We start from the raw sequence: 13,260 nt of genomic DNA, 5'->3' as shown, positions 1-13,260 counted from the left end.
CGGGCCATGCACGGACAGAAAACGAGCCATCCGGACACATCGCGCAGTGATTAGCGTTTGCAGGCGATTTGTCATGTTCAGCGTCAATTCAATGTAGATATTGGTCAGCCCAACGTGATTCCAATGAGGCTGTCCTGTGTTCCAACGACTTGTGTGTTCGCTGTCTGTTTTGAGCCTGTCCATCGCTGCCGCCCAGGCGGCCGAGACAGTCCCCCTCAACACGCCACGCCTGAAAAGCATCGACAATTTCCGCGATGTCGCCGGTCTCACCACGGCATACACCACAGCCAACGACGGCACGATGCGTGGCGGGGTGTTTTACCGCTCCAACGCGTTGACGCCTTCGGCGGTGGATCTGGCGACCCTCAACGGCCTTGGCATCAAGGCGGTCTACGACCTGCGCACGCCCACCGAGATCGCCGCCACGCCCGACACGATGCTCACGGGCGCGACCTACACCAACATCGACATCATCGGCGGCTCCACGTCTGGCGCGAACGTCACCAACGTCGCGTTCCACAGCGCCGCCGAAGCCACCGCGATGATGCAGGACACCAACCGTGACTTCGTCAGGAACGCGGGGATGCGCAGCGAGTTCAACCAGTTGTTCAATGAACTGGCCACGGTCGACGGTGCCGCGCTGTTCCATTGCACCGCCGGCAAGGACCGCACGGGCTGGACTGCCGCTGTGCTGCAAAGCATCGCCGGGGTCGACGATGCCACCATCATGAGCAACTACCTGGCGACCAACGACTACACCGCCGAGCGCATCAGGGCGACCCTGGCGGCGTTGCCACCGAGCCTGGCGACCATCTATGGGCCGCTGATCGGTGTGGAGGCCGGTTACCTGCAAGCCGGGCTGGACCAGGTAACCGCGCAATACGGCACCATGGACAACTACCTCAAGCAAGGCCTGGGCCTGTCCCAGGAAACCATCTACGTGCTGCGCGGCAAGATGGTGTTCTACAACAGCTTGCCTGGCGCAGCGGACCTGGTGGGCAACGCTGCGGCCGGCGCGCAGTTGTTGCAACAACTGCAGAACAGCAACCTGTCAGGCACCTACAGCGCCTACAACTACTACCTGCAATCGGCCATCGATGCGCGCAGCCTCGGCGGCGTCGAGTCTACCGTTGGCGGCCAGGTGCATGCCGACGCTGCCAGCTACCTGCTGCGCCAGGGCGCGATGATCGATCAGGCTGCTGCGCCTTTCACCAGTGGCACCGACCTCAAGACCGGGCAATATCGTCTGTGGAGCACCGCCCTGGCGGGGTATCTGGGCACCGACGGCTCCTCTCAGGCCTCCAGCAGCAACGAGCATAGCCAGGGCATGATGATTGGCCTGACCCAACGCTTTTCCGAACAGCTCAGCGCCCATGCCGGCTTCGGCTACAGCCGCGGCAATGTCGGTGGCGCAGGTGGCGAGGCCGATACCGACCTGACCTTCTTCAGCGTCGGTGCCCGCTTTGCACCGAACGGTCTGGAGCGCGGCCTGTTTGTGGATGCCGATGCCAGCGCCGGTTATCTCGATTACGAGAGCAAGCGAGAGCTCGGCGGCGGCCTGGGCACGGCCAAGGGCGACAGCCATGGCAACCTCACCGGTGCGACCCTGGCCGTGGGCTACCGGGTTCCGGTGAACGGCGTGACCCTCGAGCCAAGCCTCGGTGTGCGGATCAGCCACGTCAATCTGTCAGGCTTCCAGGAAAAAGGCAGCGAGCTGGCGCTGGACGTCGATGGTATCCACGAGACCCGCAAGAGCGCGGTGGCCAATCTCAACGCATCCTTTGCACCGGTCAGCCTGGGCGCCTGGCAACTGGTGCCGGGGGTGCAAGTGGGCTACGAGCATGTGCTGGGCGACCCTGAAGTCGACAGCGAAGGGCACCTGCTGGGCCTGGACATCGAGCAGCAGGCCGCCTTCGACAACCGTGACCAGTTCACCGGTGGCGTCAACGTCATGGCCAACCTTGGTCCGTGGAGCGTGGGGGCGGAAATCGGCGCCAGCGGTGGCGGCGACAGCCATGGCTTCAATGGCGGGCTGAAGGCCAGCTATCTGTTCTGACGATCAGTCAAGGCAAGCTGTGGGAGATGGCTTGCGATAGTGATCTGACAGGCACATTGATATTGAGTCTTGCGGCCCCTTCGCGGGCAAGCCCGCTCCCACAGGTTGTGTGTCGTGCCCGGATCATGTGGCAAGCACAAAACATTGTGGGAGCGGGCTTGCCCGCGAAGAGGCCATGTCAGTCGACAGGGATGTTGAATGTCACTCCGCCTTCGCGAGCGCTCCCGCTAATCCCTCAATGGGTCGCCATCGGCCGCGCTCGCACACCCTTTCTCACGTCTGCGGGACTGATGCCGTAGGCACTCTGGAAATACTGGCAAAACCGCCCGACGTTGCTGAAGCCGTATTGCAAGGCGACGTCTGTCACCGACGGCGCCGCCCCCTGGGACAGCGCGGCAAAGGCGCGCTCCAGGCGTACCTGGCGCTGATAGGCAACGATCGAAGTACCCATGAAGCGCTGAAAACCTTCCTGCAAGGCGCGCAGGCTGACATGGGTCAGTTGCGCCAGCTCCGAACCACTGGCCAGGTGCTCGGGGTGCGCCTGGATGTACTCGACGGCCAGCTTCACATGCCGCGGCGCTATCAGTGGAGAGGGGCGCCGGAGGGCTTCGGTGAAGTTGTGCGGCCAGGTTTCGAGCACCGCATCGACCAGCATTTCGCGAAGGCGCGAAGGCATCAGCGAACCGCTGTTGATCAGCAGGTCGAACTCGCTGCCCGTGGCCAGTTCGATCAATGCCCGGATGCCCTGCAAGGCCGATGCCTTCAGATCCACCACCGGTTCGAAATGCACCTTTTGCAGAATGGGTTTGCCCAGCAGTGTCGACAGGCGCTCGGTGATCAGCCGACGGCTGATCGAAATCCCGTGCTGTGCGTGGTTATCGACAAAGCGCGCCGAGCGGACCTCGGCCTTGTCGATCGCCAGGCCGATCTGCGCGAAACCTACCGACTCGGTGACGTGGTTGAAGATGATCTTGCCGGCGGTAGGAATGACGAAAGTGATTTCATCAAGGGGTGCGGGAAAGTCCACCGTGAAGTCGCCGCGATAGTGCATGCGCCGAAAACTGACACCTTCGTGCCGGCCGTAGACCCCGCCGATGATGATGTTTTTCGGCGGTGGCGGGGAGTCGGCATACAGGTTGCCGAACAGGTTCGAGAACAACGCGCCAAAGTCGTCGCAGCTCATGTCGTTGGACCTGATGATGATTTGCTTGCGCGTCGTGCTTGCGTACACCTGAAGTGTCACCTTGAGCGGAGGGGCAAAGCCCTGGTACAGGAAACTGGCGATCGGAGATCGAGCGGATGCGGTTCGGGAAAGCGTCAGGACGTTATCAGTGAGTAATGACAGGTTTGTTACTGGTTGTTGCTGCGAGCCCCGTTTCCGTTCACCCGACGCCACCGCTCGCACCGGACAACCGGTGGCACGAGCGGTACCGGGGCGTGGGCTGGTCGGCACTGGCCAGGGCTATTTCACCGGCTCTGTCGCCTTGATGTCCCCGCAAAAGATATCGACGTTGCCATCGGTCGCAGCCGTTCGCACGACCACCGAATATTTGCCGTCAACCAGGGTTTGCAACGGCACGGGCGCGGTTCGGGTAAAAGACCAGCCGCGTATGGGTTGACGTTCGGTGTTGACGGTGTCGTTCATCGCGTAGGCGACTGACCCGGGTTGCTCGCAGGTGCCGTTATTGATGAACGAATAAAGGCGCAGGGGCAGGGTGACCCCGCTTGGAGCACCGCTGATGAAGAAACTGAGCCCGGTTTTCTTGTCCCAGTCGGTCAAGGTGACGGTGCCGATCTGACCGGCGTTTTGCCGGGTGGCGACCAGGTTGAGGTTCACGCCGTGGTGCGAGGAAGTGGCGCAGCCGAAAAGGCTTGCCGCCACCATGAGTGCTGCCAGAGAGGTCTTGAGCTTCATTGCCAAACTCCTGAGTTGAAGAACTGCAATGGGGGAATTAGCGGGTATAGCTCATTTATCGCCCTCATGACGTCGTCCATATAAGGCTTTCCATTTTTGCGCGCAGAGGGTAGGGCGTCTGTCTCCTTCTCCAGTCATGTGGCGGCGTAGCCGTGCAAACCGGCTACATTTGTAGTCGAGCCTGCGCGGATTGCCTGCTGCCACGCGCGCTTCGATGCCGATGAAGGTCTGCAGTGGTTACGCGTGCAGTTAAAGGATTGTGCGGTCAGTTGAGCCCACTCATCATCCGCACGGACGATTTGTGACTGGAGTGACTGATGAATCAACAAGGCAGCGATCCGCAAGCGCGCAACCCTGGCATTCCACAGCGGGGTAGCGTGCGCAGCCTGTTGATCCCGGAGTGGCTCGACTGTTATCGGCCGGACTGGCTACGGGGCGATGTGGTCGCCGGGCTGACGGCAGCGGCCGTGGTCATTCCCAAGGCGCTGGCGTACGCCACGATTGCCGGCCTGCCGGTGCAGGTCGGGCTGTACACGGTGCTGGTGCCGATGGTGATCTATGCCGTGCTCGGCACATCGCGTCCGCTCAGTGTCAGCACCACGACCACCCTGGCCATTCTCGCTGGCTCCGCACTGGGCCAGATCAGCCCCGATGGCGATGCGGCGACCCTGCTCGCCGGCTCCGCCACGCTGGCCCTGATGGTGGGGGCGATCCTGATCGTCGCGGGGTTGCTGCGCCTGGGGTTCGTCGCCAATTTCATTTCCGAACCGGTGCTGGTGGGTTTCAAGGCCGGCATCGGCGTGGTCATCGTGCTCGACCAGCTACCCAAGCTGCTGGGCACCCACATCGATAAAGGTGGCTTCCTGCACAACCTGGTGGCTTCGGTTCAGAGCATCCCTCATGCCTCGCTGCCGACCGCGGCGGTCGGGGTATTCATGATACTGCTGCTGGTTGGCATGAAGCGCTTTACGCCGCGATTGCCCGCGCCCTTGATTGCGGTGGCGCTGGGCATACTCGGCATGAGCCTGCTTGGCCTGGAGAGTTTTGGCGTGTCCGCCGTTGGTGTGGTGCCGATCGGGTTGCCCGCACCGACCCTGCCGCTTTGGTCATTGGCCGAAACCCTGTGGCCTTCGGCGATGGGTATCGCGCTAATGAGTTTCACCGAAACCATTGCCGCGGGACGCGCGTTCGCCCGCAGTGACGAGCCTGCCCCACAACCGAATCGGGAGCTGCTGGCCACTGGCGTTGCCAACATAGGCGGTGCGTTTCTCGGGGCCATGGTCGCGGGTGGCGGGACCACGCAAACGGCGGTCAACCGCCTGGCCGGTGCCCGCTCGCAACTGGCCGCACTGATTACCGCTGCACTGGCATTGGGTACTTGCCTGCTGCTGGCACCGCTCATTGGCCTGATGCCCAATGCCACGCTCGCCGCCGTGGTGATCGTGTATTCGGTGGGCCTGATCGAGCCGGCGGAGTTTCGCGAAATCCTGTCGGTTCGCCGTACCGAATTCGCCTGGGCCGTGGTGGCCATGATCGGCGTGATGCTGCTGGGCACGCTGCAAGGGATCGTCGTGGCGATCATCGTCTCGTTGCTGGCCCTGGCCTATCAGCTCTCGGACCCGCCCGTGCATGTTCTGGCACGCAAGCCCGGCACCAACGTCTATCGACCGCAAGCCACCGGCAACGCAGATGACGAACAGTTTGACGGGCTGCTGTTGCTCAGGCCCGAGGGGCGGGTGTTCTTCGCCAATGCCGAGCGCATCGCCGAGAAAATCCGGCCGCTGATCGATGCGGCGACACCCAGGGTCGTGGTCCTGGACCTGCGCAGCGTGTTCGACCTGGAATACACGGCCCTGAAAATGCTCACCAGCGCCGAGCAGCGCATGAGCGAGAAAGGCATTTCACTGTGGCTGGTAGGTATGAGCCCCAGTGTATGGGACATGGTCATCAAGGCACCCTTGGGCCATACGCTGGGTGAGGCACGCATGTTCCTGAACCTGGAACTGGCGGTTGAACATTACCAGCGCAATCGGCGTTGAATGAGTGCGGCCGGGTGCATCCCGGACGCTGTGTGACGCATTGAAGGAGATTACGGGCATGGCAAAGAAGAAGACGGCAACGAAGAGCAAGCCGGTTGAAAGCGGCAAGCTCAAGAACAAGGTCTATCTCGAGGAGCTGGCGCGGCTGCATGTCGAGATGGTCAAGCTGCAGGAGTGGGTACAGCACTCGGGCGCCAAGGTCTGCATCGTCTTCGAGGGCCGTGATGGCGCCGGCAAGGGCGGGACCATCAAGGCACTGACCGAACGGGTCAGCCCGCGGGTGTTCCGGGTGATCGCGTTGCCGGCACCGACCGATCGGGAAAAAAGCCAGATGTATGTGCAACGCTATCTGCCGCACATGCCGGCGGCCGGTGAAGTGGTGATCTTCGATCGCAGTTGGTACAACCGCGCCGGTGTCGAGCGGGTCATGGGGTTTTGCACCGAAGAGCAGGTGCGCTCATTTCTCACCGTGGCGCCGCGGGTCGAGCATGCACTGGTCGAATCGGGCATCATCCTGATCAAATACTGGCTTGAAGTGAGCCCGGAGGAGCAGACCCGACGCCTCAAGGCGCGCATCACCGACGGGCGCAAGATCTGGAAGCTGTCACCGATGGACCTCAAGTCCTATAACCGCTGGTACGACTACTCACGTGCCCGGGACGACATGTTCGAGGCCACCGACACCGAGTTCGCCCCGTGGCGGGTCGCCAACTCCAATGACAAGCGGCGGGCGCGACTGAACATCATCAGTGATGTGCTCAGCAGCATTCCGTATGAGGAAGTACCGCGGGCGAAAGTGAAACTGCCCAAGCGCCAAAGTCCCGGTAACTATCGGGATCCGAACTATCCGTTCAAGTACATCGCGGAAAAATTCTAGAATCCCGCAGCACTGTGCTGCCCGTGCCCGGTCTTCAAGACCCGGGCACGGCAGTCGTGAAATCGCCTCCCCGCTTTTCCGGAATTAACCGACCATCCGCTGTCTCAACGGCCATGCCGCGCCGCAATCAAAACACGCCAATAATCTTCGAGTAGGAAATTTCCTTAGTTGTGTGGGAAATGGCTATTTAGAGGGAAGGTAAATTCTGAGTGCGATGTAAGGCGCATCTAAATATTAATTTGGCGGTTGGAATGTCTTTGTAAGATAGTTCACTATTACATCTGATAGTGTTTGAGTATTTGTTTCCGTAGTTGCGGTTGCCTTTGAAAGGGCTCATCTTTCGCTGCCGAAGCAAGCTTGCATGTCACGTCCGCTTATGTAATTGCGTATTGTCGACTCAACTCCTGAGTTCGATTATGTCATTGAATTTTTGTAACGCTTTATGTTGTTACAAATATCCAGGGAGATTTTATGGCTTCTGGTAGTTTCCAAAACGAAGTGCCCAAGACACGGGTCAACATCAAGCTCGATTTGCATACGGGCGATGCACAGAAAAAGGTCGAATTGCCGCTCAAGTTGATGGTGATGGGCGACTACAGTAACGGCAAGGAGCAGCGGCCGTTGTCCGAGAGAAGCAAAGTCGCCATCGACAAGAATAATTTCGATAGCGTGCTGGCCGAGTTTTCTCCCGAGGTCAAGCTGGCGGTGGCCAATACCTTGGCGGAGGATGCCGGCGAAGCGGCGGTCAACCTGGGTTTCCGGAGCATGAAGGATTTCGAGCCGGAACAAGTGGCTCGGCAAATTCCGCAACTGCGCGCACTGCTGGCTATGCGTAACCTGCTGCGCGACCTCAAGTCCAACCTGTTGGACAATGCCACGTTCCGTCAGGAACTGGAGCGTATTCTCATGGACGAGGCACTGAGTGACGAACTGCGAGGTGAGTTGGCGGCACTGACTCCGGAACACATTCGTTAATTCACCTCGGCTCGTTTAAAGGGAAGTTTAAAAATGTCTATCGAACATTCTCAAGCGCAATCGCGTGGCACTATAGTGTTGCCTGAAGAAAACCAAGGCGTATATGGCGCGTTGTTTGGCAAGATCAATCTCAACCCGGTAAAAGTGCTGGGCGAAATCGAAGTGTTTCAAGGTTCCGAGGCGCTGTCGGACGTTTCTGCCGATGAGCGAGTGACTGCCGCTGTCAGTGTTTTCTTGAATTTGATCAAACAGTCTTCGCGCAAAGTCCGGCGTCTGGACAAGACACTGCTGGATGAACATATTGCGTCGCTGGATGCACAAATCAGCCGCCAACTGGACGCCGTGATGCATCACCCGGATTTCCAGCGGGTGGAGTCCACCTGGCGTGGTGTGAAATCGTTGATCGATCAGACCGATTTTCGCCAGAACGTGCGCATCGAATTGCTCGATATCAGCAAGGATCACCTGGTCCAGGATTTCGAGGATGCGCCGGAGATCGCGCAAAGTGGCCTGTATGTGCATACCTACACCCAGGAGTACGACACCCCGGGTGGTGAGCCGATCGCCGCTGCCATTTCCAACTTCGAGTTCGACCGCAGCCCGCAGGACATTGCCTTGCTGCGCAATATTTCCAAAGTCTCGGCAGCCGCGCACATGCCCTTCATCGGCTCCGTCGGCCCGGCCTTTTTTGGCAAGCACTCGATGGAAGAAGTCGCCGCCATCAAGGACATCGGCAACTACTTTGACCGTGCCGAATACATCAAGTGGAAAGCGTTCCGCGACAGCGACGATGCCCGCTATATCGGCTTGCTCATGCCCCGCGTGCTGGGCCGTCTGCCGTATGGCCCGGACACGGTTCCGGTGCGCAGTTTCAACTACATCGAAAGCGTCAAGGGACCGGACCACGACAAATACCTCTGGACCAACGCCTCGTTTGCCTTCGCTGCCAACATGGTCAAGAGCTTCATCGCCAACGGCTGGTGCGTGCAGATCCGCGGTCCGCAGTCTGGCGGCGCGGTCACCGACTTGCCGATCCACTTGTACGATCTGGGCACTGGCAATCAGGTGAAGATCCCTTCGGAAGTGATGATTCCTGAGACGCGCGAGTTCGAGTTCGCCAACCTCGGTTTCATCCCGCTCTCGTACTACAAGAACCGTGACTACGCGTGCTTCTTCTCGGCCAACTCCACGCAGAAACCGGCGCTATACGATACCCCGGAGGCCACCGCCAATAGCCGGATCAATGCGCGCCTGCCCTACATCTTCCTGCTGTCACGCATTGCCCATTACCTGAAGCTGATCCAGCGCGAAAACATCGGCACCACCAAGGACCGCCGATTGCTGGAGCTGGAGCTGAACAAGTGGGTCAGCGGGCTGGTCACCGAGATGAACGATCCGGGCGACTCGCTGCAGGCTTCGCACCCGTTGCGGGCTGGCCGGGTCACCGTCGAAGACATCGAGGACAACCCGGGTTTCTTCCGCGTCAAGTTGTATGCCGTGCCGCATTTCCAGGTGGAAGGCATGGACGTCAACCTGTCGCTGGTTTCGCAGATGCCCAAGGCGAAAGCCTGAGTCCTGTGCAAACCCAACCCATTGCGTAGGGATTCGACCTCATGAAAATCGACCGCCCCTTGTGGGCCGCGGGGGCATTGCTGTCCCCGCAGCAATTCCAGCAGCAGGCGCGCTGGGAAGCCTGGGCCAACGAGCGCCTGGCTCGTCTGTCCCTGGTGCACCCCTGGGGCGTCCAGGACGTCGCGTTTGACCTGCAAGCACTGCGCCTGGGCAAGCTCAAGGCCACTCGCCTGAGCCTGCGCATGCCTGACGGCACCTTGATCGACACTGACCATGTCGATCGACTGCCCCTGGGGCTGGAGCTGTCGCGCCTGCTGTCCGACGATACCCAGGCGGCGACCTTGCTCCTGGCCTTGCCACTGGAACAGGCCAATGGCAACAACTGCCTGTTCGACGCCGACAAGGCCGATCGACCCACCCGTTATCGTCAGGACTGGCGTCAGGTGCAGGACATTTACGCCGATGAAGTGCAATCGGTCGGCGTACTGGAACACGTGCTGAGCCTGCGCTTCGATCACGACGAGAACGGCGATTACCTGACCTGCCCGATCGCGCGCCTGGTGCGTGACGGGCAGGGCGCCTGGAGCCTTGATCCTGACTATGTGCCGCCGCTGCTCAGTTTCGCGGCCCACCCGGGTCTGTTGACGCAACTGGATAACCTGTTGACCCAGTTGTCCTCCAAGCGTCAGCGGCTGATGGGCATGCGCCGTGAGAGCAACCAGCGAATGGCTGACTTCGCCGTGGCCGACGTGTCGTTGTTCTGGTTGCTCAATGCTTTGAACACCTACCAGCCGGTATTGGCCGATCTCAAGGCCTGGCCGGCGCGACATCCCGAGCAGGTCTATCTGGAGCTGACAAAACTGGCCGGCAGTCTGCTGACCTTTTCCCTCGAACACGATGTCGAGCAGATTCCGCCTTACCGCCACGAACACCTGGAAAGCGTGTTCCCGCCGCTGTTGCGCATGATCTCCACGTTGCTGGAGGCCAGCCTGCCTTCTCGCGTCATCGCCCTGACACTCGAGCAGAGCGCAGCCAACCGTTGGCAGGTCCGACTTGACGACGCCCGTTTGCGCGAGCCCGACAGCGCCGACTTCTATCTGTCGGTGCGTTGCCGCTTGCCTGCGGTGCAATTGCAGAGTCAGTTCCCGCAACTGTGCAAGATCGGCACACCGGACGAAGTCGATCAGCTGGTCAACGCCGCCCTCGATGGCGTGCCGTTGCAGTCCCTCAGTCACGTACCGGCGGCCATCCCCCTGCGCCTGGAAAACCAGTACTTCGCCCTGGATCTCAACCATGCCAAGGGACAAGCCATTCGGGATCAGGGCATCTGTGCCCTGTACGTCCCGAGCACCCTGGCCGAAGTGAAACTTGAACTGTTCGCGGTACTACGTGCATGAACCTGATCGAAGCGAAAAAACCGGCCGCCATGACGGTCGACATCGACGCGTTGTTGCAAGACAGCTACCTGCTGGTGGTCGAGTTGCGGCAAGGGGCCTCCGCGCAAAGCAGCGATGAGGTCAAGGCGCTTTGCGTAAAGCAGGTCGAGCACGTTCGCCAGCGGCTCATGGATGCCGGCCTGGCCCAACGCAGCATCGACCATATCAGCCACGCTCAATGTGCGCTGCTGGATGAAACCATGCTCAACCGCACCGATAACGATGCCCATTCCCGGTGGGCCAGTGAACCCTTGCAAGCGAAGTTTTTCAATCGCCACCAGGCCGGGGAGTTCCTGTACGAGGACATGCGCGAGGTGCTGCGCGAACCGGCGCCGGACCTTCAGGTACTGACGACCTTCCAGCGGGTTTTGACCCTGGGTTTTCGCGGCCGTTATCGCGATGACAATGACCCCGAGCGTGAACAACTGCTGGCCGAGCTGAAAGCCCGGGTCGCACCGCTGAAGCTGCGTCAGACATTAACTGGCCCCCTCATCGCCAGCCATGGCGCAATGGCGCTGCGCTGGTTGCGCTCACCGCTGGTCAACGTCCTGGCTGTCGGTCTGTTGCTGGCCGGTGTCTGGTACGGCCTCGACCAGCTGTTGGGTGGTCTGGTTGCGACGCTGTTGGCCGCGCAAGCCTGAGGTGGAGCCCATGACGCTCAAACTCAAACAAGGCCTCTGGCTGTGGGCGGGGGCACTGGCCCTGATGCTGCTGGCCATTATCCCGTTTGGCGGATGGGGCCGTGCCGCCGTGGCCCTGATCGTTGTCGGTTGCGTTGCGCTCGCCTGTGTCCGGGCCGCGCGTCAACGGCAATTGCCCGGCTCGCTCGACCACCTGGCGTTGCCACCGGCTGCGTATCGTCATCCGGTGGTACTGGTGTGTGGTGATGGCCTGGCCGGGCTGTTTGGTGAAGCGTGCAACGACCAGCCGGCGTTGCGCATGACCGAGCAGGGCTGTTACCTGCGGGTCTCTAGTGCGGAACAACTGCCCGGGGTGACTGACAGTGTCCTGGCCTTGCGTCCCGAGTGGGCCGGGCAGCTCTGCGTGATGTTCATTGTCAACCCGGGCGAGCACACCGATGCCGCGGTGTTGGCCGGGCACGTGCGTACGTTCAATTACCAGGCCGGGCTGATTCGTCAGCGTGGTATTGCACTGCCGCTGATGCTCGTCAGCTACCTGCAATCATCGGCGAGCAGGGGGGCCTGGTTCAGTTGGGAAGCCGGGCAGGGCACCTGCAACATTCGTGAAGGGGGGGCGTGCCTTGGCCCCGACGACTGGTATCGGCTGCCCGCTGAACATGCAACCCACACTCGGCGGTTGCAGGCCAGCGTCCAGCTCAACAGTGCTGCTGCCTGGCTGGATGAATATGTCCTGGCGCACTTCGCCAGCCGTGAAGGTCGCCATCCTGCCGGCTTGCCGCTGGTTCGCGCCAGCACCTTGGTACCGACACTGCCCGGGATGATGACCGGCAATCTGTGGGGGCAATGGCTGCGGGGCAAGACCGGGCTGAGGGACGCCGATGCACAGGTACAAGCGCCGGATGCGTCGCTGCCGTTCCCTGATCCTTTACTGAATCTGCTGCCGGCACAGGCTCGACGTTTACCAATACGTCGCGCCAGCGTGATTGCGCTGTGGCTGTTCGCGGCTGCCGCCGTTGTCGCCCTGACCAGCTCGGCCTGGCAGAACACCCTGCTGCTGCGTCAGGTCAGCGATGACCTGCGGCGTTATGCGTCCATTGCCCCGACGGAGCGTCGCGATCAACCCGAATTTGCCCAACGGGAAGAAGCGTTGAACGTGCTGCGCGAGGACGCGGTGCGCCTCGACAGTTACTACCGCCGGGGCGAGCCCCTGGCGCTGGGCCTTGGCCTGTATCGCGGTGAGCAATTGCGCGCAGGGTTGCTGTCGACCATCGCCAACCACAGGCAACCGTCGACGAGCCCGATGCCAGCACGCGCGGCGCGAACCGTGCGCCTGGACAGCCTGTCGCTGTTCAGCAGCGCCAGTGCCCGACTCAAGCCGGAATCGACCAGGGTGCTGATCGACGCCCTGGTCGGCATCAAGGCCCAACCTGGCTGGCTGATCGTCATCGCCGGGCACACCGATGCCGTGGGCAGCGACGAACACAATCTGCAGTTATCCCGCGCCCGTGCGGCAGCGGTACGTGACTGGATGCAACGCATGGGCGGCATCCCCGACAGCTGTTTCGCGGTGCAGGGCTTTGGCAAGAGCCAGCCGATCGCGAGCAATGACACCGAGGCGGGGCGTCAGGCCAACCGTCGCGTCGATATCCGTCTGGTGCCGGAAGTGGGGGCCTGCGCGCATCCCACGACCGGGGCAGACGTACAACCCCCTGTCGCAAACGCGGCATCTGTGTACTGAAAAAAGGAGCT

General features: G+C 61.2%; 10 protein-coding genes. 8 read left to right on the top strand and 2 right to left on the bottom strand.

What is annotated here, in order from left to right:
• The first annotated feature begins 136 nt into the window (after positions 1-136).
• Positions 137-2,056, top strand: coding sequence for a tyrosine-protein phosphatase (locus tag ACXX83_RS12855; RefSeq protein WP_458548668.1), 1,920 nt, complete (start codon positions 137-139; stop codon positions 2,054-2,056).
• 235 nt (positions 2,057-2,291) lie between these two features.
• On the opposite strand, the gene ACXX83_RS12850 is transcribed toward ACXX83_RS12855, so the two are convergent.
• Positions 2,292-3,239, bottom strand: coding sequence for an AraC family transcriptional regulator (locus ACXX83_RS12850; protein WP_458548667.1), 948 nt, complete (start codon positions 3,237-3,239; stop codon positions 2,292-2,294).
• A gap of 279 nt (positions 3,240-3,518) precedes the next feature.
• Positions 3,519-3,971: a hypothetical protein gene (locus tag ACXX83_RS12845; RefSeq protein ID WP_458548666.1), complete on the bottom strand. Its 453-nt coding sequence runs from the start codon at positions 3,969-3,971 to the stop codon at positions 3,519-3,521.
• A gap of 317 nt (positions 3,972-4,288) precedes the next feature.
• On the opposite strand from ACXX83_RS12845, the gene ACXX83_RS12840 reads away from it, so the two are divergent.
• The 7 genes from ACXX83_RS12840 to ACXX83_RS12810 all read left to right on the top strand — a co-directional run bounded on the left by ACXX83_RS12840 (position 4,289) and on the right by ACXX83_RS12810 (position 13,249).
• Positions 4,289-6,010: a SulP family inorganic anion transporter gene (locus tag ACXX83_RS12840; protein ID WP_458548665.1), complete on the top strand. Its 1,722-nt coding sequence runs from the start codon at positions 4,289-4,291 to the stop codon at positions 6,008-6,010.
• Between the two features lie 58 nt (positions 6,011-6,068).
• Positions 6,069-6,887, top strand: coding sequence for a polyphosphate kinase 2 (ppk2, locus tag ACXX83_RS12835; protein ID WP_015095568.1), 819 nt, complete (start codon positions 6,069-6,071; stop codon positions 6,885-6,887).
• Positions 6,888-7,358: 471 nt separating this feature from the next.
• Complete coding sequence (gene tssB / locus ACXX83_RS12830; protein ID WP_217835505.1) at positions 7,359-7,862, top strand: type VI secretion system contractile sheath small subunit; 504 nt, start codon at positions 7,359-7,361, stop codon at positions 7,860-7,862.
• Between the two features lie 33 nt (positions 7,863-7,895).
• A complete protein-coding gene (gene tssC, locus ACXX83_RS12825) occupies positions 7,896-9,434 on the top strand; it encodes a type VI secretion system contractile sheath large subunit (protein WP_458548664.1) in 1,539 nt (512 codons plus the stop codon).
• Positions 9,435-9,475: 41 nt separating this feature from the next.
• The gene (tssK, locus tag ACXX83_RS12820; protein ID WP_458548663.1) at positions 9,476-10,831 is read left to right on the top strand and encodes a type VI secretion system baseplate subunit TssK; all 1,356 of its coding nucleotides are present in this window, start codon (positions 9,476-9,478) and stop codon (positions 10,829-10,831) included.
• Positions 10,828-11,511 carry a type VI secretion system protein TssL, short form gene (gene tssL, locus ACXX83_RS12815; protein WP_458548662.1) on the top strand — a complete coding sequence of 228 codons (684 nt, stop codon included), beginning with the start codon at positions 10,828-10,830 and terminating at the stop codon, positions 11,509-11,511. Before tssK ends, tssL begins: the two co-directional genes overlap by 4 nt.
• A gap of 10 nt (positions 11,512-11,521) precedes the next feature.
• The gene (locus ACXX83_RS12810) at positions 11,522-13,249 is read left to right on the top strand and encodes an OmpA family protein (RefSeq protein ID WP_458548661.1); all 1,728 of its coding nucleotides are present in this window, start codon (positions 11,522-11,524) and stop codon (positions 13,247-13,249) included.
• Positions 13,250-13,260 lie beyond the last annotated feature (11 nt).

Source organism: Pseudomonas sp. GNP012 (assembly GCF_054343835.1).
This window is presented reverse-complemented; position numbering and strand designations above follow the sequence as displayed.